Annotated in this window: 20 protein-coding genes and 1 pseudogene; 7 read left to right on the forward strand and 14 right to left on the reverse strand. The window is 58.2% G+C overall.

Annotated features, from left to right (window positions below):
• Positions 1 to 206 precede the first annotated feature (206 nt).
• From NGM29_RS05745 to NGM29_RS05755, 3 genes are all read left to right on the forward strand, one after another.
• Positions 207 to 833, forward strand: a complete 627-nt coding sequence (locus NGM29_RS05745) for a helix-turn-helix domain-containing protein (RefSeq protein WP_254159476.1) — start codon at positions 207 to 209, stop codon at positions 831 to 833.
• Between the two features lie 299 nt (positions 834 to 1,132).
• Positions 1,133 to 1,540: a hypothetical protein gene (locus tag NGM29_RS05750; protein WP_254159477.1), complete on the forward strand. Its 408-nt coding sequence runs from the start codon at positions 1,133 to 1,135 to the stop codon at positions 1,538 to 1,540.
• A 554-nt stretch (positions 1,541 to 2,094) separates the two neighbouring features.
• Positions 2,095 to 2,451: a hypothetical protein gene (locus tag NGM29_RS05755; RefSeq protein WP_254159478.1), complete on the forward strand. Its 357-nt coding sequence runs from the start codon at positions 2,095 to 2,097 to the stop codon at positions 2,449 to 2,451.
• Between the two features lie 400 nt (positions 2,452 to 2,851).
• Here the strand turns inward: NGM29_RS05755 and NGM29_RS05760 are convergent, their stop codons facing one another.
• The 8 genes and pseudogenes from NGM29_RS05760 to NGM29_RS05795 all read right to left on the reverse strand — a co-directional run bounded on the left by NGM29_RS05760 (position 2,852) and on the right by NGM29_RS05795 (position 12,628).
• On the reverse strand, positions 2,852 to 4,180 hold the full coding sequence (locus NGM29_RS05760; RefSeq protein ID WP_254159479.1) for an RNA-guided endonuclease InsQ/TnpB family protein: 1,329 nt from the start codon (positions 4,178 to 4,180) through the stop codon (positions 2,852 to 2,854).
• 143 nt (positions 4,181 to 4,323) lie between these two features.
• A pseudogene (locus NGM29_RS05765) lies at positions 4,324 to 5,320 on the reverse strand (IS630 family transposase).
• A 78-nt stretch (positions 5,321 to 5,398) separates the two neighbouring features.
• Positions 5,399 to 6,715, reverse strand: coding sequence for a C45 family autoproteolytic acyltransferase/hydrolase (locus NGM29_RS05770; protein ID WP_254159480.1), 1,317 nt, complete (start codon positions 6,713 to 6,715; stop codon positions 5,399 to 5,401).
• Positions 6,712 to 7,785, reverse strand: a complete 1,074-nt coding sequence (locus NGM29_RS05775) for an ABC transporter ATP-binding protein (protein WP_254159481.1) — start codon at positions 7,783 to 7,785, stop codon at positions 6,712 to 6,714. The genes NGM29_RS05770 and NGM29_RS05775 overlap by 4 nt, the downstream gene beginning before the upstream one ends.
• A gap of 22 nt (positions 7,786 to 7,807) precedes the next feature.
• Positions 7,808 to 8,920: an ABC transporter ATP-binding protein gene (locus NGM29_RS05780; RefSeq protein ID WP_254159482.1), complete on the reverse strand. Its 1,113-nt coding sequence runs from the start codon at positions 8,918 to 8,920 to the stop codon at positions 7,808 to 7,810.
• A gap of 3 nt (positions 8,921 to 8,923) precedes the next feature.
• Positions 8,924 to 9,850 (reverse strand): ABC transporter permease, encoded by a 927-nt coding sequence (locus tag NGM29_RS05785; RefSeq protein ID WP_254159483.1) that lies wholly within the window; start codon positions 9,848 to 9,850, stop codon positions 8,924 to 8,926.
• A 4-nt stretch (positions 9,851 to 9,854) separates the two neighbouring features.
• Positions 9,855 to 10,838, reverse strand: a complete 984-nt coding sequence (locus NGM29_RS05790; RefSeq protein WP_256548185.1) for an ABC transporter permease — start codon at positions 10,836 to 10,838, stop codon at positions 9,855 to 9,857.
• Positions 10,839 to 10,906: 68 nt separating this feature from the next.
• Complete coding sequence (locus NGM29_RS05795; protein ID WP_254159485.1) at positions 10,907 to 12,628, reverse strand: ABC transporter substrate-binding protein; 1,722 nt, start codon at positions 12,626 to 12,628, stop codon at positions 10,907 to 10,909.
• 205 nt (positions 12,629 to 12,833) lie between these two features.
• Between NGM29_RS05795 and NGM29_RS05800 the strand changes: the two genes are divergently transcribed.
• Positions 12,834 to 13,352 (forward strand): hypothetical protein, encoded by a 519-nt coding sequence (locus NGM29_RS05800; protein ID WP_254159486.1) that lies wholly within the window; start codon positions 12,834 to 12,836, stop codon positions 13,350 to 13,352.
• A gap of 1 nt (position 13,353) precedes the next feature.
• Here NGM29_RS05800 and NGM29_RS05805 read toward each other — a convergent pair whose 3' ends face one another.
• A complete protein-coding gene (locus tag NGM29_RS05805; protein ID WP_254159487.1) occupies positions 13,354 to 14,631 on the reverse strand; it encodes an RNA-guided endonuclease InsQ/TnpB family protein in 1,278 nt (425 codons plus the stop codon).
• A gap of 224 nt (positions 14,632 to 14,855) precedes the next feature.
• On the opposite strand from NGM29_RS05805, the gene NGM29_RS05810 reads away from it, so the two are divergent.
• The 3 genes from NGM29_RS05810 to NGM29_RS05820 all read left to right on the forward strand — a co-directional run bounded on the left by NGM29_RS05810 (position 14,856) and on the right by NGM29_RS05820 (position 17,015).
• On the forward strand, positions 14,856 to 15,158 hold the full coding sequence (locus tag NGM29_RS05810; protein ID WP_254159488.1) for a hypothetical protein: 303 nt from the start codon (positions 14,856 to 14,858) through the stop codon (positions 15,156 to 15,158).
• 152 nt (positions 15,159 to 15,310) lie between these two features.
• Positions 15,311 to 16,684 (forward strand): acyclic terpene utilization AtuA family protein, encoded by a 1,374-nt coding sequence (locus NGM29_RS05815; protein WP_254159489.1) that lies wholly within the window; start codon positions 15,311 to 15,313, stop codon positions 16,682 to 16,684.
• A complete protein-coding gene (locus tag NGM29_RS05820; RefSeq protein ID WP_254159490.1) occupies positions 16,677 to 17,015 on the forward strand; it encodes a DUF4387 domain-containing protein in 339 nt (112 codons plus the stop codon). Before NGM29_RS05815 ends, NGM29_RS05820 begins: the two co-directional genes overlap by 8 nt.
• Positions 17,016 to 17,098: 83 nt before the next feature.
• On the opposite strand, the gene NGM29_RS05825 is transcribed toward NGM29_RS05820, so the two are convergent.
• The 5 genes from NGM29_RS05825 to NGM29_RS05845 form a co-directional block, all read right to left on the reverse strand.
• Positions 17,099 to 17,479, reverse strand: a complete 381-nt coding sequence (locus NGM29_RS05825; RefSeq protein WP_254159491.1) for a Zn-ribbon domain-containing OB-fold protein — start codon at positions 17,477 to 17,479, stop codon at positions 17,099 to 17,101.
• A complete protein-coding gene (locus tag NGM29_RS05830; RefSeq protein WP_254159493.1) occupies positions 17,476 to 18,642 on the reverse strand; it encodes a thiolase domain-containing protein in 1,167 nt (388 codons plus the stop codon). Before NGM29_RS05830 ends, NGM29_RS05825 begins: the two co-directional genes overlap by 4 nt.
• A 117-nt stretch (positions 18,643 to 18,759) precedes the next feature.
• The gene (locus NGM29_RS05835; RefSeq protein ID WP_254159494.1) at positions 18,760 to 19,992 is read right to left on the reverse strand and encodes a CaiB/BaiF CoA transferase family protein; all 1,233 of its coding nucleotides are present in this window, start codon (positions 19,990 to 19,992) and stop codon (positions 18,760 to 18,762) included.
• A gap of 8 nt (positions 19,993 to 20,000) precedes the next feature.
• Positions 20,001 to 21,176: an acyl-CoA dehydrogenase family protein gene (locus NGM29_RS05840; RefSeq protein WP_254159495.1), complete on the reverse strand. Its 1,176-nt coding sequence runs from the start codon at positions 21,174 to 21,176 to the stop codon at positions 20,001 to 20,003.
• A gap of 103 nt (positions 21,177 to 21,279) precedes the next feature.
• Positions 21,280 to 22,050, reverse strand: coding sequence for an IclR family transcriptional regulator (locus NGM29_RS05845; protein WP_254159496.1), 771 nt, complete (start codon positions 22,048 to 22,050; stop codon positions 21,280 to 21,282).
• Positions 22,051 to 22,967: the final 917 nt, after the last annotated feature.

Consider the following 22,967-nt stretch of genomic DNA (forward strand, 5'->3'; position numbering starts at 1 on the left):
CAGAATTGTCCTTCACCTGTCGTGATCCCCGGCCAAACCGCCACCCGTTCGATGACCTGTGGGAGGTCTTATTTTCGAGCGAAGTTGCCATAGGTGGCATGGTGCTGCTACGCTGAGCGAGGCCACGGATTTACGCGTGAATACATTCACCCGTTTAAGCTATCCGCGAGTCTGTTAAGCCGTTCGTCAGCTAACTCCAGCGTGTTATGCCACATGTACACCTGAAGGTCAATATTGGGGCAGATGACGACAATTGGCTGGCTGGTGTCTCGACGGACTTCTCGGACACCGAGTTCAAGATCCTGGCGACCCATCCCGTAGACGATGGCGTGCTCGAATTGGTCGAGGTAACGACACCGGTCGAGGACGCCATCGTTCGCCGATTCGACGAGTCACCGGAGGTGCGCTCGTACGAAGTGCTCCATTCCGACGAGGGGATGGTACTGACCCAGTTGGTGTTCCCGATGCCGTCAACGTATGAGGCGAGAATCACGACAGGGAACCTTCCGCGACTTCCCCTCATCATCCGCGACGGGTGGATAGCAGGTGAACTGATCGGCTCACAGGAGCAGTTGTCGGAGTTCACTACCGCGTTAGCGGCGGCTGACATCCCCTATGAAATCGTGTCGGTCACGCAATCAGACGATGCGAGCGGACTCCTGACCGAGCGCCAACGGGAGGTCATTACTGAAGCGGTTGAACGCGGCTACTACGACAGTCCTCGCGGCTGTACGCTCATTGAGCTGGCAGAAACGCTTGAAGTCAATCAATCGGCGGCCAGCGGCGTTCTGCATCGGGCTGAAGGCCGGATTATCAAGGAGTTCATCTCATAGGCGGCGGCAGAGAGACGAATAGAGAGAGCGGGGAGCGAAGTCTATCTGGCTGTGTTGAAATCCTCACTCGGTGATAGGTCTCAACAGTGATGTTGCATACAGCGCGCGAATGTCGCACTCGATTCGGTTCAGTTTGTGTGGATGGTAAACGCTCAGTGCAGACTCAGGAGTTGTTACCATGGTATGTCATGAACGCACCCGGTTTGAAGAGAGATTTCGCCTCGTAGCTCGATATTTAAGTAATAACAGTTTCTGTTATTAGGGGAACCACTTATTGTGAAGGGGTCCAAGTGATTGGTATGGTAGCACGAGTCAAACAACATGGGGATGGACGACGTGTGACCGAAGGGTGGGATCGCGTGTTCGAGGTCCTTTCAGCTGAACCTCGCCGCCAACTCATCAGCTCGTTATTAGATGCCCCACCAGACACCACCGTCCCGTTACCAGAGAGTGCGATCAACCCCACCAACCCTGGTGATCCTGAACACCTTCGACAGGAGTTGCACCATCACCATCTGCCGAAATTGGCTGATCGGAGTTTCATCGACTGGGAGCCCGATCCGTTGGTTGCAGGTCGAGGCCCGCAGTTCGATCGCGTCGCTGTCGTTTTTGAAGCCTTACACGCAGCTTCGACCGAGATCCCCGATTCGTTAGTGAGCGGCTGTCAACGCCTCGAACAGGAACAACAAGAAGATACCGAGGGCTGATTACGGAGTGACCGTGATCGATTCGCAGTCTTCAGAGTCGAAACTGATCAGAAGACCACATCCCAACGATGTCCGCAGTCGCCACACTCAAACGTCGTTCGTAGCCCCTGCTCAATGACTTCGCGAGCAACCACTTCGCAAGGAGCATACAGACACTTTGGACAGGGAACATCCACTGCAAGTGGATGGCTCTCTACGAAGATAAACGACACTCGACAGGCTCTTGTCCAGAGCTGCTTACACAGATTCGAGGAGAATGCCCACGACTTCAGTCGTGGGTGGATGTCAACCGGGGTGCCCCAGAACTCCGCGCGTGTGCTCCACGGCTGTCCTGTACACCGCACAACCTCCCCGAGGACGAGCAACAGAATTATCTCCGTGTTGGCCCCGGGTGAGCCAACATGCGCGCTGAGGACCCCTGGCAAGACCAACCCACAGCCACCTCCGGTCGGACGGTGTGGTGGTTTGATCTCGAGGGCGCCACTCCCGGGGAGGGGCTTGCCCTCGTGGCGGCCGCGTTGTACGTCTTGCGTGCCTTCCTGCCCCAGGCCCAGATGTGTTCAGAGCAACCCAAGCCGGGACAGCTCGGCTGTCCAGGGGAGGTGACCACGGTCTGGCTTACCCCCGCGGTCGTGCTCACGGCAGGCCTTGCGGCCGGGGTCGTGTTGGTCGTGGTCTATCTCTCGCAGTATCCAGCGATGATCCCCGATGCCTGGAACCCGAGCCAGGCTAGCCTGTGGGTACTGGCCGCCGTTTGCTCCCTTGCGATTGCCTCGCTTGGGGTCCCAAACGGTGATGTTCTGGCGTTCCGGGTCGGGACGTGGGTGCAGGTGGCCGCGTTCGGGTTCCTGGTGCTTGCGGGCACTGGCTCGTTTCTCGCGCGGTTCTGGCCTCGCGAGTCGGGTGCGTGATTGTCTCCAGTGCCGGTGAGCCGTAGCGACGCTCCCGGCCGAACGAGGATGGTCAACAACCCCGACCGCAAGGGTCGGAGTATCCGCCTCGATCGCCGATGAAGCACTACTAGTTGTGGAGTCCCCTGGAACCCACCTCTTGCAAAGCGCCCGACGTGCTGAGCGAAATGTCTCCACCCGGTGTCTCTCCCGGCGAGATGTCGCTTCCACACACATTCTCGACTGCTCGCATCGCCTGCGGCGAGCAGGTAGTGGTGGAGTGTGCTACTCTCAAAGAGCGTCGCATTCTATTAACGTATCAACCAAGAGTCTGTGGGGGTCACTGGTGCCAAAAGGGCCGCCCATTATAGTATTGACATCCACCCACGACTAAAGTCGTGGGATTCCTCTCGTGGGAGTCTCAGTCGTCTGAGTCCCCGAGAGCGACATTCCCGCTCGGTGCGGTACTCTGGTTTGTGTACGCCTCGTTGGCCATTGTCTCCGCGATGGAGGGCGGGCTGTGGTGACCTCGCCAATCGTGATTGTTCCACTTGAGGTACACGGGCCGTGCCATCGACCCGACTGCTGATTGCCGTCTCAGGAATGATTCTGAGGCTACGAGGTCTGCGTGTCCCTCGAACCCGCATGGACACGCCAACGAATCCTCGTGGCGACGTGTATTGTCGCGTTCACCGCATACAGGGCACTCTTGACTCGTCCACGCTTCGGGTTCTTCCCCGACCGTGATGCCGTATTCCTCGCACACGTCTTCGAGGCGGTCGATGAACCGCCGGTACGCCCAGAAGTTGTGTGTCTTCTCGTTCACACGCGGCGACCAGTGCGTCGAGAGAACGCCCTTGATGTCGCCTACGTACAGCGTTGAGACGCCCTCTTCGTGCAGTCGTTCCACGAGGTTGCGGACGAGACTGTCTTGGGCGTGGTTGCGGCGGTTCGTGCGCTTTCGGTACAGACGGTCGATGCGCTTGCTGGACGTGTGTTGGTCTTCGAGACGCGACTGATAGTGTGCGATTTGTTCCGTGATTTCACGGAACTCCGTGAACAAGGTACGTCCGTCGTACAGGTATTGGGAGCCGGTCGTTGTCGTGCAGGCAACGAGGTTGTTCGCGCCAACGTCCAGAGCGGCTTCTTCCGAAGCCAGTGGTGAATCCAGTCGAGAACTGTCGATGGTGACTGGTTGGAAAGCCCTGAACGTCTCTTCGAGTTCGTCGTACACGAGTTCGAGTCGGCCTTGTTTGCCGCTCCACTTCGGGTCGCCCGCAACCTCAACGCGAAGGCGCTGATTGCGGTTCAGCCCGAGTTCGTCTTTAAGTTCGGAGCCAATCGGGACTTCGAGCCGGGACCGGTTCACGAACTCAAGGGTGTACTGGTCATTTCGGACGTAGGTGCGAAGCACTCGTCCGTCGTCTTCGTTGCCCCAGTATCCCGGTGGCGACGGACGTGCATCGAGTTTCCCGGCGTGGTACTTCTCGTTACTGGCGAAAAACGACCGCCACGCTTCGGAGTTTTTGCGGATGAGTTGCTGGGCGACCGAACTACTGAGGACGCCTTTGTATTTGCATTCGAGCCTTCCGGTGTCGGCGTCCCAGACACTTTCGTCTGTGAGGAAGGCTTGGCGACGAGCGTAGTTGGTCTCGTTCCAGAGACTCGCAGAAGCATCCAACCAGCGAACGAACACCTCTCGCTCTTTTGTAGAGCGAGGGCGAACGTCGAACTGGTTGGCTCGCTTCATCACTCCGTACTACGTAATATTGGTTCGTAAACGTATGGATTAGCATGGGAGACTCAGGCCTGCTATCGAGAGTGGTTCGGGTAGCGGAGTGTCGGATTCATCCCACGACTGAAGTCGTGGGCTTTCTCCTCGATGTCCTGTAATTAGAAATAGTTACTCACTTTTGGAACCGAGAGCTGGTCGAGGACGTTGTCGATCGCTGTTGTAAGCTCAGCAAGTGACTCAAAGAACCGGTTGCTGAGAGTCGTTTGGAGTTGTCTCCAGCACTCTTCGACCGGATCGAGTTCGGGAAAGTACGCCCGTAACGTGACGAAGGCGAGGTCGTCACGGACCAGGCGGCCCGTGACGGCTGACGCCTAGAAATACGGCGCTCCATCGAGCACAACGAGCGAATCATCTTTGAACGCTTTGCATACTGTGAAAATGAAATATTCGCGTGATCGGCGGTGACGTACGCTTCGAACCGGGAGAAAAAGCGATCACCGTCCTCGGTGATCGCGCCCAACAGATACGTCCAGTCACGTTGCCCAGAGAGTCCGACAGCTGGCTGCGTGTCGCACAGAAACCATGCGGCACCCGGCTCGACTTGCACGGATTGCTTGGGTTGATTGATATAGACTACGGTAGCGTCCAGCTTCCGCCGCTTTTGTTGAGTTTGTCGTGGAACGCCTCTTGGTCGTCTTCGTCAGCCTCAGCGGCTGTATGTCGCGGTTTCTGGTAGCTCAATCCGCTTCTTTCAGCAACCGCCGACAGCTCGGGAGTGAGTATTCGACATCATAGGTCTCGGCAAGATACTGCTGAACCAGCGCTGGCGTCCACGCCGGCGTGTCGAGCCCTACCTCCTCGGGAGATTCGTGGACGGTTGCTTCGAGCTGATATTGATAGTTTTCCGAGAGTTTCTATTTTCTCCCAAATAAATTATATAAGTGACGGCCTGCTCGAGCGACTTGTCCGTGTCGAGTCGCGTGAGCCAATTGTAGATCGTTTTCCGTTCAACCCCGTATCACTCGGTAAGTTCAATCAGTTGAACACCGTTCTTGTACGTAATCGCGGCCAATAGCCGTTGTGTCGGCTTTTCCCGTCGACGTTGTCGAGGGTGTTTTGCAACTCCTCGACAGAGATCTCGTCAAGATGTTCCATTGCAAGGACCCACAATCTCTGCGTGAAAAATTCTAACGACTACTATCGGTCTATGTCTGATTGCGGCCATTTCGAGCCCTAGTGCTCCTCGAGCGATGTTAACGCGACGTCAGCATCGATCGGGCCGTCAGGACGATAGTGTTCGAGCCAGGCTTCGCCATTTAAGAACGATTCGGGCACGTCATCGATGCCATCAGTGGGCGACAGACAGATCCATCCCTCTCGCGCCTCGGTTCGCCACGCAGTACACGGTGTCCCAAGAGCGATGTAGAGGCGACTCTCAGCCGGTTCACTCGGGTCAAGGTGCCAGAGTACCGACGAACACGTTGCACTGTTATCATCGTCGGTGTGGTCAACACCAGTCGTTGTGTCCGTCTCGTCCGGGTGCACGCAGATCGAGCGCCCCCCAGGCCCGTTTTCGTGGTCGACGGACACGCGCTGCAGGGTGTCGATGTCGATTGACCCATACTCCTCGTGTAATCGTTCGACTATTCGATCGTATCGCGCATGGGTCGAGGCATACTCCTCACGCGATACCGCCAGCTCGTCGAGAAGTTCGAACGTGTTTCCCCGAGCGAGAAGCCCGTTTCGGGTCGCCTCGCTAGCGATGTGATCGTATTCTCCTTCGAGTACGATCGCTTCGGTCGGATCGGCGATCAGGATGTTTCCCGGTGTATCCATCGGCTCGGTAACGAGACGTGAGGCCAGATAGGCTGTCGCCTCCCTGGCCGAGTCACACTCGAGGAGCGCCTCCCGCATGTACTCACTGCGTCGACTCCCCTGAGAGACTTCGATGTCGTCTTCGCTCTGGTCGTCTGCGGTATACGTCGTCGTTCGTGAGAAGGTACTGCCGATCGCGAGTCCGTGTTCGTTGACGCCCATTTTCATCCCGGTCACGCCCGCACCAGCGATGAGTATGCTCGCGTTCGAATCGGGCTCGTCTTCGACGCGAACGACGTTGATCTCCTGGTTCTGATGATAGGCTGGGCCCTCGAACGCGTCGCTGATCCCGGCGTCACTGTGTTTAAAGAACAGCGTCCCGTCCGGACCTATCGCGTCGCCAGTAGCGATCGCAGCCGTACAGCCTCTCCCAAAGACGCGCTCTCGATAGAGATTGTAGGCGAGTAATTTGTCGACGCTGATTCCGGTTGCTGTCGAAATCCCGCGTATCGTCGCTCGTGATTCCGCTGAGAGGAGTTCGTCGCGGTCTCGAACCCGCTCATAGAGTGAGTGTGGGTCATGACTCTGGCGCTCGAGGGCTGTCGTGAACCGTTCGATGTTCTGGCTGATCGCGTTTTTTGCTCGTTCGCCACGCCTTCGTCCCGCTGCTTCGAGCCGTTCCGCGTTGGCCCGGGTTTCGACCGCGCTTGTGGCCGCGTTCGATGACCGGGTCATGCTTCCGAAACCTCCGTTTCGGACTCGAGTGCCTCCTCGAACCGCGTTTTATCGGCGTCATCATAGACCAGATGACAGGCTGCCTTTCGGTTGACCCCGGTCTGGACGTCGAGCAGCGGCGGATCGATATGGTCACAGATCACTTCACGTTCTGGACACCGGTCTTTGAACCTACAGCCCGAGGGGAGGTTGATCGGATCTGGAATCGACCCGCTCAGCTCGACGTGGTCCCGGTCGGCAAACGGATCCGGTTCCGGTGAGGCAGCGAGTAACGCCTTCGAATACGGGTGTAATGGCTGCTCGATCAGTGATTCGGTCTCCCCTAACTCGATGAGCCGTCCGAGATACATGATCCCGACTCGGTCACACACCTGCCGGAGCAAGGAGAGGTCGTGACTGATAAACAGCATCGTGATCCCCAGTTCGTCGTTTAGCCGCTGGAGCAAATTGAGGACGCCCGCCCGAATACTCACGTCGAGCATCGAAACCGGCTCGTCTGCGAGCAGGAAATCCGGTTCGAGCACGAGCGCGCGAGCGATCGAGACGCGTTGTTTTTCACCGCCACTCAACTGGTGTGGGTATTTGTCGATATACGATTCTGCTGGCCGTAACTCCGCACGTTCGAGTGCCTCGGTCACTCGATGGTACCGCTCCTCCTCGTCGCCAATTCCGTGAACTTTCAGCGGTTCACGTACCGTTTTCTCGACGGTAAGACGCGGGTTGAGGCTTTCGAAGGGATCCTGGAAGATGATCTGGACGTTCCGGCGGAACGCTTTCAACTCGGCTCCATCGATACCGGTAGCGTCCTCGCCCCTGTAGCGTATCGTTCCACCGGTGGGATCTTGCAATCGGATAAGCGTCTTCCCGAACGTCGTCTTTCCACATCCGGATTCACCCGCCAGTCCAACGATCTCTCCCTCGCGAATCTGGAGGTCGATCCCATCGACCGCGCGGACCTGATCCGGTTCCTTCCCTCTGAGCATATCTAACAGGCCCTGATTGACGGGGAAATGTTTCTCGAGGGACTCACACTCCATGACGACACCCGGCGTTTCTGTTGTCGAAGCCATCTGTGTTGTACTCGCGTTCGTGTTACTCATTTGTCTCACCCTCGCCCACCGCTGCGGCGTTGGTTTCTGTCGATTCCGCGTGCGGATCTTGTTTCTGCCACGTGTCACGTTCACGAGCCTGTTCGCGCATCATTTCGGCGTCTTCGTGGCGGTAGCACGCAGAATAATGATCGTCGTTCACTTCCGTGAGCGGAGGATGAGCATCCAGACAGCCCGGTTCCGCGAACGGACATCGGTCGTAGAACCGACAGCCTGAGGGAAGATTGGTGATCGGGGGTGGGCTTCCTGGGATGCTTATCAGGTCCTGTTTCTCCCCTTTGAGGGTCGGAAATGCGTTCTGCAAACCCAACGTATACGGATTGTGTGACTCGGCGAAGATCGATTGGAGATTCCCCGACTCCATCATCTTTCCGCTGTACATCACGCCGAGTCGTTCACACGTTTCGGCGATGACGCTGATATCGTGAGAGATCAAGACCATCGACACCCCCAGTTCGGACTGGAGCTCTTTTATCTGCCTGAGGATCTGATCCTGAACGATGACGTCGAGTGCCGTCGTCGGTTCGTCCGCGATGATGATGTCTGGCTCGAGCGCGAGCGCCATCGCGATGTATGCGCGCTGTTTCATCCCGCCGCTGTACTGGTGGGGGTACTCGTCCATCCGCTGGGAATCCAGCCCGACTAACTCGAAGAGGTCGACGATTCGATCACGCGCCTCGGCAGTCGAGACATCCCGGTGCGTCTGTATCGCTTCGAGGATTTGATCGGAAATTCGATGGACTGGGTTCAACGCGTTCATCGCACCTTGGCTGATCACGGAGATGTGCTCCCAGCGAAGGGCGTCCATCTCCTCGCGTGTGAGGTCCGTGATATCGACGCCCTTGAAGCGTACGGCCCCTGATTCAATAGCGCCGTTTCGTGGCAAGAGGTTGAGGACGGCCTTGGCCACGGTACTCTTTCCACAGCCGCTCTCGCCAACCAGGCCGAATATTTCGTCGTCCTGTACGGCGAAGCTCACGTCGTCGACTGCGGTCACTTTCCCGTACTCGCGCGTGTTGTAACTCACCTCGAGCTGTGAGACCTCGAGGACCGGTGCGCTCTCGTCGAAATCCAGTGAAGTGTGTGTCTCAGTCATCGGTTAAGGTTCTCGGAGTTGTGGGTTGACGATCTCTTCATAGCCTCGTCCAGCGAGGTATGCGCCCATTACGACGAGCGTGATCGAAAGCCCCGGTGGGAGGAGCCACCACCAGGCTTCGAGCGATTGCGTGTGATAGACCTGGTTGAGCATCACCCCCCAGGAGGCGACGCTTGGATCGCCGAACCCGAGGAACGAAATACTGGCCTCGGCCGTGATCGAATAGCCGACCGCGATCGCCGCATACAGCGCCGATATCGGCAACACGTTCGGAAGAACGTGTACGAACATGACTCGACGATGACTCGCACCGCTCGCCTGTGCTGCCTCGATGTACGGCCGTTCCTTGATCGATAAGACTTCCGACCGAACGACACGAGCGGTCGACAGCCAGTACAGGAGCGCGATACCGAAAATGATGTTCCAGATGCTCGGCGTGAAGATGAGCGTGATCACGATCACGAACGGCACGAACGGCAGTCCGTAGAGGATGTCCACAAAGCGCATGAGTCCCTCGTCGACCGCCCCTCCGTAGTACCCGGCAACGACGCCAACGGCTGTGCCGATGACGGCAACCATAAACGCACCGAGTAATCCGACGAACAGGGCGATCCGAGAGCCCATAATCACCTGGGACAACACGTCGTATCCCGACTCGGTCGTCCCAAGCGGGTGTGCGAGTGACGGTGGCTCGAGGCTCATCCAGGACCCATCAGCTGCATAGTGGCGCTCTTGTGGGCCATACGGGGCGAGGATCGGCGCGAAGATGGCGACGAACGTATAGAAGAGCAGGATCGCAACCCCGGCGAGAGCCATCCGTGACTGGATGAACACCCGGCCCTGCTCTTTGAGGATCTGACGGACGCTTTGAACGTACTTCTCCACCCTGCTCGATCCCGACTGGCCGGTTGTGTATTCTTTCGTTGTCATGGTATTACTCTTGATCAAGTTCGACTCTCGGATCGAGGTATGTGTAGGCGAGGTCGGCCATGAAGTTCATCGAAATGACCATCGCCGAGAGCAGGATAAACGTCCCCTGTGCGAGCGGATAATCATTTCGCAGCGAAGCATCGACCATCTCCCTTCCGAGTCCTGGCCATGAGAAGACAGTTTCGATGAGCACCTGGCCGCCAATTGCAAACCCGAATTCGATGCCCAACGCCGTCACGATCGGCAGAATCGCGTTTCGCGCTGCATGGCTCAGCATCACTCGACGCTCTGCAACACCTTTGGCTCGTGCTGTGAAAATGTACGTTTCGGTCAACACCTCGAGCATGTTCGACCGCATCAACAAAATCGGAAACCCGACGTAGAAGATGGCGATACTCAGCACCGGCAACACGAGGTGATGCAGGAAGTCGACGCTCAAGAACTTTCCTAACTGTGTCGAATAGTCGGCATCGATGCCTCGGACCCCGCCGAGGGGGAACAGTTCCAGCTGAAATGCGAAAATGTACAGCAGGAGGATCCCCGTCCAGAACGCGGGCATGGACCGGAAAAAGAGGACCGCAACCATCCCCTTCCGTTCCATCGACGACCCACGGATCCAGGCGAGTTGGGCGCCGATATACGTGCCCACAGTATACGCGAGGAGAATCGCGGTCATCATCAAGATGATCGTATTGTAAAACCGATCGCCGATGATGTCGATGACGGGCCGATTATAGTAGAACGAGTGGCCCAAATCCCCCTGGAAAACGTTTGTGATATACAGAACGTACTGTTTCCACAGGGGTTCATTTAGGCCGTAAGATTCGATGACTCGTTCCTGGACGTCTTGGGGGACGCCGGTTGCGACGAGGTGGGCTGTGGGGCCACCTGGGACCTGTCTAAAGAGAAAAAACAGGATGGTTACTACGATGAAAAACGACACACCCATCAATGCTAATCGCCGAGCCAAATATTTCCGATTTATCATGTTTATTCCTGCTTATAGGTGATGGTGTTGCTATTCACAAATATAATTACCTGATCCGGAGACGCCGGTTAGTTGACGGTTTCGCCCTCTGGAAGGTGGAGGTGGCCGCTTTCATCCCATCGGTATCCGGCGTCTGTGAGGAGTTCGACCGCGGCCTCGGGCCCACCCTCGAAAACTGGTGTATCTGGGTTGTGCCAGAACTCGAGTGACGGGCTAATCGGCGAATAGGCAGGGTCCGCGATGTCGTCGAAGATTTCGCTGATGATCTCCTGTTGGGTAGCCATGACGACGGTGTTGACTGCTTGACGGACGGCGACGTCGTCCAACGGCTTGCGTTCACATTGTGACCACATCGCCATTCGCGTGTCAGTCAGGTGTTTGACCATCGAGATGTGCTCGTTCTCTTCGGCGAGTTCGTTCAGGTCGGATGGGCTACCGAACCACGTCTCGAACGTGTCATACTCCCCGCTTTCGAGGGCGTTAATCTCTGCGTCACGCGAGGCGAGGTTACGCTCGATTCGTTTATCGATGTTGGGGGCGGCAAATGGGTGGTCCTCGAAGGCGTCGAACTCGAGTCGCTCGCCTTGCTCCCAGCGCCCTTTGATGAACGGGCCGGATGCGACGAGATCACGGTCGATAAACGAGATCTCCCACGGCGTGTCTTCGTTCCCCGTGTCGGCCATGATCTCTTCCCAGTAGTGTTTGGGGAGAATTGGAACGCGACCGAGCGTACTCGTGATAAACGGCGCATACGGCTCACCGAGTACGAAGCGCACTTCGTAGTCGCCGCGTTGCTCGACCGTGTCGACGACGGTGTTGACGATGTTCGTATAGATTGGCGGTTCGGTCTCGAGGATGAGATCGAACGTGAAGACGACGTCTTCAGCCGTGATCGACTCGCCGTCGTGAGCGACCAGGTCAGATCTGAGTTGGACGTCGATCGTCGTCTCGTCCACCCAGTCGTGACCTTCAGCGGCCCACGGCTGCGGGTTCATCTCTGGATCCGTCTGGTAGAGGTAGTCATGCGTGAGCTCGACGCCCCAGACGTTACGCAGCGCTTCGACAGTGTTCTGATGGAGGGGATTCAGTGAGTCGGTCGGATCGAAATTGTTCGTGACGATCGTCCGGCCCTCGTCGTTGAGCGGCTCCATGGACACGAGGTTCCAGATGTTCCGAATGCCCATGAAATTGAGCACGACCGAATCCTCGTCGATCCGCTCGTTGTTGATCGCGTGTGTCCGATAGTTGTACACGATCTGGCTTTCGGGACGTTCTTCGCCGAGGATGCGCTGGGCTTCATACACCAGTTCTTGGCGCTCGTCCGGATCCGTCGCTCTTCGCTGTTCACGGGCGATTTCGTCGTACTCCTCGTTCGAGTATCGCCAGTAATTCGATCCGGCGTCCGTGGTGAACGTGTCCATCAGCTGGCTGTCTGGATCGCCGTCTCCAGACGACCAGTTGCTCGACCAGAACCCAAAGCGCCCTTCCGTCTGGTACTCCGGCCAGGCAGAGAGTTCGAGCCCTTTCGGCTCGACCGGCAGTCCGAGGTGTTCGGTCAGGCGTTGGTCGACCAGTTGTACGGCATGGAACCGCTCCGACCAGTATGCTTCGGTCGTGGTATAGTGGGTCATCTCCTCGACGCGGGCCTCCGACGGGAGATCTGCCGTCGCTTCCCTGTTTCCGAGGTCTGTATCTTCTCCACCACTGAAACATCCTGCGAGTGAAACCACACCGAGCGATGCGCCTGCCCCTCCGATCTGTTCGAGTAGTTTTCGCCTACTGGTAGCCATGTGACTGCCTCACAACATCAGTGTCAACTCCACCCACTTATAGGTTTCTTCTCCCGCAGATACTGATCTCTGGCCGAACAGACGATGAACTGGTTCCTCGCCTGTTGTGGGGGGATGAGTCCGCTCGTTACGCGGCCCCGAGAGCCGTCGGTAGTAACTACTATAATCCTGCACCGGCCAGATACGACATCCACGTGCCACACCGATGACTACCCTCGTCGAAACGGCGGACCTCGTGAACCGACTCGCAGCACTCGACGAGAAACGTCGCCAGACCGTTGAGCGCGAGATCGAGGCGTTCGAGGACTCGGAACCGAACTCCAACCCCTTCGCCGAGACTAGAACGATCCTCGAGCAACAATCGGCTGCACTCGAACGCTTGGAGTCTCTCCTCGAGTCGGAGGAATCCGAACTCGAGGAGCTTCAACAGGCGACTGACCATTTGTCCGTCGATCAGGCAGTTCGCCACCGTGACCAGGCACTTGCCAAACTAGAGCGGCGTATCGATCTCCTCCAGTCGTTTAGACTACATATGTCACAGGCGATCTCCACTGTGGAATCGAACCTGGTCGCTATCGAACGCGGTGACCTCCCGTCGGACGGATCGACCGGTGACGAGATCGCGTTTCACCTCCAACAGGCCCACGCCGTGCTTGAGGAACACAACGAGATGATCGATGGGTTGCGTCGAAATCTGACGATCCTCAATGCCTACTTAGTGTGAACTACCCCTGCCTACTCGCCGCCTTCGGCGGCTCCTTGAGGCAGGGGCTTCCCGTTTCTACGACGCGACTTGCAGACACGGAAACCGAGTCCACAGCGGTCGCAGTCTCCACAGGCGTTGCTTTGGAGTGAACCACTCCTAGTTTCTCTAGACCACGTGATTTCACGTTTAACGCTGCATTCCAATCCCTATCCAACTCGAACCCGCATGACGGACACGAGTGTGCTCGAACCCATACTGGCTTCTCGGTCTCCACACCACACGACGCACACTCTTTCGTCGTTCCACGAGGGTTTACCTCAACGTAGTGGGTGCCGTGCTTGTCACAGTGGTGTTCGAGAATTGCACGGAAATCACTCCAGCCAACTTCGGCCTTGTTCCGTGCGTTGCCATCGGCTTCGAGCATCGACGTCACATCGAGATTCTCGACGAACACGGCGTTGTATTCCGTCGCGTAGAAATGCGCGAGCTTGTGCTTGTAATCGCGCTTCTTATTCGACATTCTCGCGTGAACCTTCGCGACTCGACGTCGCTGGTTCTCCCAGTTGTTCGACTCGTACTGTTTGCGAGAGAGCGAGCGTTGCTCGCGTTCGAGTCGCTCTCGGTCGACGGATAACTCGAGCCGTTCGATGGACCGGCCGTCCGAGTCGTGGATGAAGTTGAGTACACCGAGGTCGATACCGACTGTATCTCTGGTGTCTATCTCGTCGAGCTCTGGTTTCGCTGGTTTGTCTGTACTGATGCAGAACGAGGCGTACCACGCTCCCGTGGGCTCTTTCTTCACCGTAACTTCCTTGATAGCGTCGTGTTCTGGAAGGTCACGGTGGATTCGGATAGGGATTTCCAGCGTGTCGCCGCGCACCTTTGTGAGTCGGAGTATCGCTCGGCCTCGTGGGCCACTCTTGGTGTCGAGTTCGAAGCCCGATTGCCGATACGTAAAACTCCTGTACTCTCGCGGTTTCTTCCAGTTTAACGAGCCAACATCGTACCCCTTGGCTTTCAGCTTACCGAGATTGGTGATGTTAGTTCGAATGCGCTCGACGGCTTTTTGCAACACAGTGGAGTAGACGTGTTTCAGGTCAGTCCACTGTTGCTTGAGTTGGGGCAGCGTGTCGCGGACCCGCCAGACGCGTTGTCGAAGCGTGCCTTCGTCCTCTGGGATTTGGTTGAATTCGTGGAGCGCGTTGTTGTAGACTTGTCGCACGATGTCACGAGTCCAGTCGAGACTCTCCCGTTGCTCGGTCGTTGGGAAGAGACGGTATCGTGGACTGTACTCCATGCGACTTGCTCTCTGCTAGTGGTTGTGATGTGTTAGCTGTTCTGATTAGAATCGGTTGCGAGTCGTGCGGGCGCTGTATCCCCGCCCTACTTGCTCGGCTTCGCCTCGCTCCTTGAGGACGGGGGCTTAGCGCCCTCTTCTTCAGCTAAAGGCCCCGTGAGCAACCGACAGCCAACGCCGGGTGCAAAGTACTAATATCGTCGCTCTCGCATCTCCACATCACTATGACTGAATCGGACGGACGACCCGACTCGACCCGGGATCCCCCGGCGATGGACACACCTGGCGAGAGCGTCGTTGCGACGCCGCTCTCGGAGTCGAAACGGGCCATGCCACTGCGAGAGCGGGTTCGCCGCTCGCTGGGGCTCTCCCCGACGCAGTGGAATGTCGGAATCAGCGTGGGGCTCTGTTTGCCGTACCTCCTGTTTCTGTATCTGTTTTCGCTCCCGCATTCGTATGAACTGGAGGTCACGATGGGTGCGCTGGCGTACTCGTTGTTTGCGATGTATCTCGCGTACAAGCTCTAGATTGGGGGACCAACGGCCTCCGTCGGTACCGTACGCGACTCGACCACAGAGATAGCGACTAGCCGCTGAACGATCATTCCTGTTCGGAGAGCGACTCCAGGTCACAACAAAGTATAAGTGCGGAGAGGATGCTTCTCCAGTTGGTTTACGAAATGGAAGAAGTAGATATCCTCTGCCCGACGGGGCATCTTGCGACCGTCCCGTTCGAGGAAGAGAGCTTCTGGAGAGGCGTCGAGAAGGAGCCGGATTTTATTTGCGCCGACTCTGGTAGTAACGACATCGGCCCCCAACCGTTCGGATCGGATACCCCCGTGTGTGAAGAGAAATGGCAACAACACGACCTCGAATTGATGCTTCGGGGCAGTCGCCAACTCGACGTCCCGATGATTATCGGGTCCGCTTCCGACACCGGTTCGAATCGAGGCGTCGACCAGTTCGTCCGACTCATCAATGAGACTGCCGACGAATACGACCTCGATGAGTTCACGCTCGCGACCATCTACTCGGACGTCGACCGTGAGTCATTGATCCAGCGTATCGATGGCGGCGAGGTCGTCGAAGGACTCCACGACCGGGCACCACTGGACACCGAGACGATCGCTGAGACCGACCCCATCGTTGCGGCGATGGGCGTCGAACCGATAATCGAGGCCCTCGACGGTGGGGCCGACGTCATTATCTGCGGTCGCGCGGTCGATCCAGCGATCTTCGCCGCGCCGGCTATCTGGTCCGGAATGCCAAAGGACATCGCGTACTTTTCGGGGAAAGTGATGGAGTGTGCGTCCTTCCTCGCCAAGCCGTTCGCGGGCAAAGAAAGCATCATGGGCACGATCCGTGAGGAGGAGGTCGTCCTTGAGGCTCTCTCTGAGTACCAGCATACGACACCCGAATCCGTTGCCGGCCACGCGATGTACGAACGAGCGGATCCCAACGTCGAACACGTGCCGGGCGGGTACGTCGATATGGAAAACTGCGTGTATGAATCCGTCGACGGCGAACGAACCCGCGTGAGCGGCCCCGTCTTCCACGACAGCGACTCCTATAAGGTCAAACTCGAGGGGGCGAGTGCAGTCGGTGAGCGCCGTATCAAGGTCGTTGGTCTTCGTGACCCGAAAGTCATCGAACAGATTGACGAGGCGATCGCGTACTCCCGTGAGAAGGTCGCAGAGCAGTTCGAGGACGATGAGTACGAGGTGCACTACCACGTCTACGGCAAAAACGGTGTGATGGGCGAGTTAGAGCCCACCGTCGAGACGGCCAGTCACGAACTCGCGGTCGTCGTCGAAGGCATCGCCCCGACCGAACAGGTGGCCAAAGAGGTGACGAGCCTCGCTGGCAGCAGCTTTTTCTACGTTCGGTTACCGGGAATCAAGGGCACCGCTGGGACGGCAGCGTTCATGTCAGACGAGGTGTTCAAGGCGAATCGTGCCTACGAGTGGTCGGTCAACCACCTCCTCGAACTCGATCATCCACGGGCACTCCATGAGGTTGAATACACGACCGTCGGAGGTGAGGCCGATGCCTAAGAAAACGCTGTACGAACTCACGAAAACGGTGCGGAGCAAAAACGCGAGCGTGGACCACATCACGTTCGACGTCATCTTTTCGGACCAAGCGGTGTATGAGTACGTCCGAGACAACCGACTCGTCACGGAGGAGGACATCGCAGCGTTGTATGACATCCCACTCGAAAAGATCAACGTGTTCGTCTACTTCGACCCTGCGAAAGCGCTCAAGTTCACGCTCTCTCGCCCACAGCCGAGCGGAGGGCCAGGCGAGGGTGACGTCTACGGAGCACAGCAGTACGCGCCGCTTTTCGACGTTGAGCTGTCGATTCCCGAATCGCTCGCCGACTAAGGATCGACAGCCACGACCGGGTTCTTCCCGCCGCCGCTCGGGTTCTGCTCTGACGCCGTTTCCTCGAGTTTGTCGCTTCGACGTTATTGTGGCCGAAACGCAACCACTCGCTCACCTGCAGCCGTTTCCTCGAGTGAAAGCGTTACCTGTTGGCCGACCTCGACATCATCGGGGTCGACCCCTCGCAACAGCCCGGTCATCTTGACGAGTCCAAAGGCCGCAACCGCGGTCGTATACGGGGCGTCATCGCCGAACCCAGGCGGTGGAATCTCGATCCGGGTGTACGTCTCGAGAGCGCCGACTGTCGGAACCGGCTCGGGCGTCAACTCCGTCGCTCCGCAAGTTGGACAGATACGCCGCGGTGGAAGCCACCAGTGCTCGTTCGGACAGGCGAGCGCAAACGGTTCACCTTCGTCGACGGCCTCGAGGAAGGCTTCGTATCCGCCGGTGGTCTCGTCGGTCACTCGATCACCTCCACGATGTGGACGGTGGCCGTCGCAACCGTTCCGCCGGCGTTGTGAGCCAGGCCAACCCTCGCGTTCGGCACGGCCGACGCGTTAGGGTGGGTCCCCGCGAGCAGCCTGGCAACGGCGACAACTTGGGCGGCGCCCGTCGCCCCGACCGGATGCCCCTTTGCCTTTAGCCCACCTGAGAGGTTTACTGGTAATCGACCGCCTCTGGTCGTCACACCATCTCGAGCCAACCCCATTCCTTCGCCGCGCTCGATGAAGCCAAGGGACTCGAGAGCCAGCACCTCTGCGATCGTAAAGCAGTCATGGACTTCAGCCAGATCGACGTCCTGTGAGGTAATTCCGGCGGCCGCGTACGCCTCAGTGGCTGCGCTTTCAGTCGCAGGCGTGTACGTCATCGACGCTCGGTCCTGGAGGGCGAGTCGGTCGGACCCGGCCCCGGAACCGGTGATCGCCGTCGGCGCCTCGAGGCCGTGAGACTCGGCGAAGCGTTCGCTCACCAGGACGAGGGCGGCAGCGCCGTCGCTGATCGGACACGCGTCGTACAGCCCGAGCGGCGAGGCGACGATTGGCGCCTCAAGTGCCTCCTCGACGGTAATCTCGTGCTGGTAGTGGGCGTCTGGATTTGCGGCCGCGTTCGCGTGATTCTTGACCGCGATGTGGGCGAGGTCGGTTTTCGAGCCGCCGTATGCTTCGATATAGGCTCGCGCCATCAGTGCGTACGCCCCGGGGAACGTGACCCCGGCCTGCCCTTCGTATACGGCGTCGGCGGCCGTCGCCAATCCACCGGTCACCGCGGTCGTCCCCATGTTGGTCAGGCGCTCCATTCCGCCGACGACGGCGACGTCGGTCTGGCCGGCTTCGATCGCACGGACGGCGTCACGGACGGCCAGTCCGCTCGAGGCGCACGCGCCCTCGAGGCGCCTCGTCGGTGCAGCCACACCGATCGCGTCGGCCATTAGCGGTCCCTGATGCCCCTGCTCCTCGGCGAGTTCGCCGATGAAATTCCCGTAGTAGACTTCTTCAATCGCTTCGGGTGAAATCCCGGCGTCCGCGAGCGCTGCCAGCCCCGCTTCGGCGAAAAGATCCCGGCCAGAGCGCCCCTCGTGAACGCCGAAGCGGGTAAGCCCAGTACCGGCGATGCGTGTCGTACTCATCGTTTTCCCCGTTGCCAGTCGTCGTGCTCTTCTCGCCACCGGCGGGTGCGATGCCCCGCAGATGGCGTTCGTCCTCGCCACCGGGCATCTCGGGCACTCAGCCAGTCGGTCGGCGGGTTAGACGACGTCATCGTCCTCGAGGTTCCGTATCGTGTCGGCCTCATACCCCAGTTCTGAGAGCACTTCCTCTGTGTGCTCGCCGAGGTCAGGTGGGTGTCGGTGAACGGTCGTCGCCGACGCCGACAGATGCATTGGACTTGCCGGCATCTCGACAGTCCCAGCGCGCGGATGTTCGACCGTGGCTTTCATCCCACGGGCCTTAGCCTGTGGATGGGCAAAGGCGTCTGCCATGTCGTAAACGGGCGACACCGGGACGTCCGCTGCCTCAAGGAGCGTGACGATTTCGTCGGTTTCGTACGGCTTGATTTCTTCCGCGATAATCCCTTCCAGCGCGTCGCGGTGATCGACGCGATCAGCGTTACAGCGAAACCGCTCGTCCTCGAGGAGATCCGGTCGCTCGAGGGCGTGACACAGGTTTTGCCAGAGCTTTTCGGAGGCGGCGGCTACGACGACGTGCCCGTCCGTCGTCGAGAACGCCTGGTACGGGACGATCGTCGGATGTCTTGATCCCATCTTCTCAGGCGGCTCTCCGGTCGCAAAGTAGTTACTGGCCATGTAGGACATCCAGGCGAGTTGCCCATCGAACAGGCTGACGTCCACTTTCTGGCCGCCGGCATCGGCGAACGCCCGGCGAAAGAGTGCTGCCAGGATCGCCTGGGTCGCATACATGCCTGCGCCAAGGTCGGCGATGGCGACCCCAACCCGGACGGGATCTCCGTCGGCTTCGCCGGTAATACTCATCATCCCGCTCTCAGCTTGCATGATCAAATCGTAGGCCGGCCGCTCGGCGTACGGCCCCCACTCGCCGTATCCCGAGAGTGAACAGTAGACGAGATCCGGATTCACGGCGGCGAGGTCTTCATAGTCCAGACCCCACCGCTCCGTGGTTCCGACCCGAAAGTTTTCGACGAACACGTCCGCATCGCGGGCGAGGTCGCGAAGGATGTCTCGCCCGCGTTCGTCCTTGAGGTTCAACGTGATCGATCGTTTGTTGCGATTGACGCTCGCGTAGTAGGCGCTGAGCGATTCCTCACCGTTTCCGAACGTTGGTGGATGCCAGCCGCGGGTCTGATCGCCGCTCCCTGGCCGTTCGACCTTGATCACGTCCGCGCCCAGATCGCCTAACTGCATCGTACAAAACGGACCGACGAGGACCTGTGAGGCGTCGACGACCGTCACCCCCTCGAGCGGGCCCGCTTCAGTCTCTGGTTCGCGTGCTTCTCCAACCATCTGTGTTCTCACTGCTCATAGGCGGGAATTCCAGTAAGATCATGGCCCAATACGAGGGTGTGGATGTCGTGGGTGCCTTCGTAGGTGTAGACTGTCTCCATATTTGCCAGGTGGCGCATCGGCGAGTAGTCAGTGGTGATGCCGTTTCCGCCCAGCATCTCGCGGGCGACGCGCGACTGCTCGCGGGCCATCCGGACGTTGTTGCGCTTTGCCATCGAGACCTGCTGTGGACGCAACTCACCGCACGCTTTCAACTCCGCGAGACGGTGAGCCAGCAACTGGGCGAGCGTGATTTGAGTGGCCATCTCCGCCAGTTTGTCCTGCTGGAGTTGGAACCGGCCGATCGGCCCGCCGAACTGTTCGCGGTCGGTCGCGTACTGGCGGGCGGTCTCGAAGCAATCGCGGGCCGCGCCGACGGCGCCCCAGGCGATGCCGTAGCGTGCCTGGGTGAGACACGACAACGGCCCCTTCATGCCTTCGACGCCTGGCAACACGTTCTCCTCGGGGACGCGCACGTCGTTCAGGCCGATCTCGCCCGTAATGGAGGCACGCAGGGAGAGCTTTTCGGTGATCTTGTTCGTGCTGACGCCGTCGCGATCCGTTTCCACGAGGAAGCCGCGAACCGCATCGCCACCCGCGGCGTCACTCGAGCGATCCTTCGCCCAGACGACCGCAACGTCCGCGATTGGGGAGTTGGTAATCCAGGTCTTCGACCCGTTAAGGACGTAGCCGTCTGCGTCGCGTTCGGCGTTCGTCTCTAACCCCGATGGGTTCGATCCGTGCTCGGGTTCCGTCAGCCCGAAACAGCCGACGGCCTCGCCCGCCCCGAGTTTCGGGAGCCACTCCTCTTTCTGGGCCTCGCTCCCGTAGGCGTGGATGGGGTACATCACGAGTGCGCCCTGGACCGAGGCCATCGATCGAAGTCCGGAGTCGCAGGCCTCGAGTTCCTGCATCAGCAATCCATAGGCGGTCTCGGAAACGTTCGGCGAGCCGTACCCTTCGAGATTGGGCGCATAAAAGCCCATTTCGCCCATCTCGGGGATTAATTCCGTGGGGAAGGTGCCGTTCTCGAAGTGCTCGCCGATCCCGGGGCGAACCTCCTCGTCGACAAATTCACGGGCGCTATCCTGGATGAGGCGCTCTTCAGCGTCTAGACCCGCCTCTAACTCTACAAAGTCGAGCATCACACGAGGTATATCAACACCGGTAATATAATTCTTTGTATCGACTACCTCTCTCGACTGGCTAGTCACGGGACAGTTTGCTCGAACCTCCACCCGAAACCGATTACTGGTAGGCGAGTTTGAGTTCGATCTCGTTTACGGCCCCCAATAACAGATCGGGAATCTCAGTCTCGAAATACTCACCAGTGAGTCGTCTGGCTGGGCCAGCCACCGACACCGCACCTTGAACCGTGTCATCGAGGATGATCGGGGCGCCAACGGCACGAATACTGTCGTGGGACTCGCGATTGTTGAACGCCACGCCCCGCTCACGGATCGTTTCGAGCTCATCTTTGAGGGCGTCTCGAGCGGTGATCGTATTCGCCGTCACCTCTTCGAGTCCCGTCCGACCAACGAGTTCGTCGATACGTTCGGCGGGTAAGTGCGCAAGAATCGCTTTGCCTGCCGAGAGCGTATGGATCTGCTTGCGCTTTCCGACCCAGGAATTCGTTGGCACGCCCCGGTCACCGGTCAAGCGCGCAATGTACACGGCGTGATCGTGCTCTTCGACGACGAGGTTAACAGCCTCATCGGTTTCCTCGACGAGCTGTTCGAGCACCGGCTCAGCGGCATCGAGCAACTCACAATAGTGGTCTTTTGCCTGCATACCGTGGTCGAGCAGTTTCAACCCCAGTCGGTACCCCTCAGGGTCCTTGATGACGTAGCCGCGCCTCTCGAGCGTCGCGAGATGATCAAACGCCGTGCTGTTCGCAATACCGATGCCCTCAGCAAGGTCCACGAGTCGTATGTGGCCAGCCTCGTGAATCGTTTCGATAATATCGAAAGTCGTCTCCGACGCTTTGATTCCCCCTCGGTTCTCTGAATTCTGCTCCATTGTTGGCTACACACATGGGTTACCGTCACATATGGCTTACTATCTTCTCGTCCGTGGTTGCTTTTTTCCTGTTTATTCCACAATCCGTGCCAAGCAATCAGACCCGCTCTCCTTTCGATAGACACGCGATCGCGTTCTTTGCGACGAGTGTGTCCTCCATGTCGGTCCTGATCGAACCGATTTCGGGATGAGCGAAACAGTTGGGCACGATCCCTTCTTCCAGTGGCTGGACCTGAACGCTAATCACTGATTGACGGGAATTCACCGATACTACTGTCCAGCTGTAAAGGTACGAGACGCTGGGCGATAGTTTGACTTCGCAGGTGAGGTCGGTGCGGACCGACTGGTCTCGTAGCGAAGACAGGATAATGCGAACCGGTTCTCCCTCCAATTACACACCTAGGTTTGTAATCCCTGTCAGAAATTGGTCGAGGTCCGCATTTCGCTATCAGCGAAAGTTTAGTTGGAAGAGAAAGGGGACGGGGCTGTCTTCGGGATGGCTCTGATGGCACAGACCGAATGCCGACCACGTAGCCTCATATCAACCAACGCTATAGAATTACAATTGATAACCGGATGGGGTTTCGGCAATAGCGTAACTGGATCCTCTGTTTCGCGACTACCGAAATATTCTGCCCATTATATCCGTGAATACTGGTCTCAATCAAACAGTTCTCTGAATCTATTCGGAGGATAGCGGTCGTGAACTCGGGTGATTTGGTCAGTGAGTAGACGTGGAGGGAGTCCGGCATGTCGCTTCTACACCCGCTCAGCCAACTCTGCGATGCACCTGATCGCTTGTGAAAGCAAGATAGATGCGAGTATGCCAGGATATTCGCCGCTGTCATTCTGTAACTGGACTTTCGATATAAATCTTAATTTATATATTATCGTACTGTCTAGTCCCCCTCTGACAT

The organism is Natronosalvus rutilus (genome assembly GCF_024204665.1).
GTDB lineage: Archaea > Halobacteriota > Halobacteria > Halobacteriales > Natrialbaceae > Natronosalvus > Natronosalvus rutilus.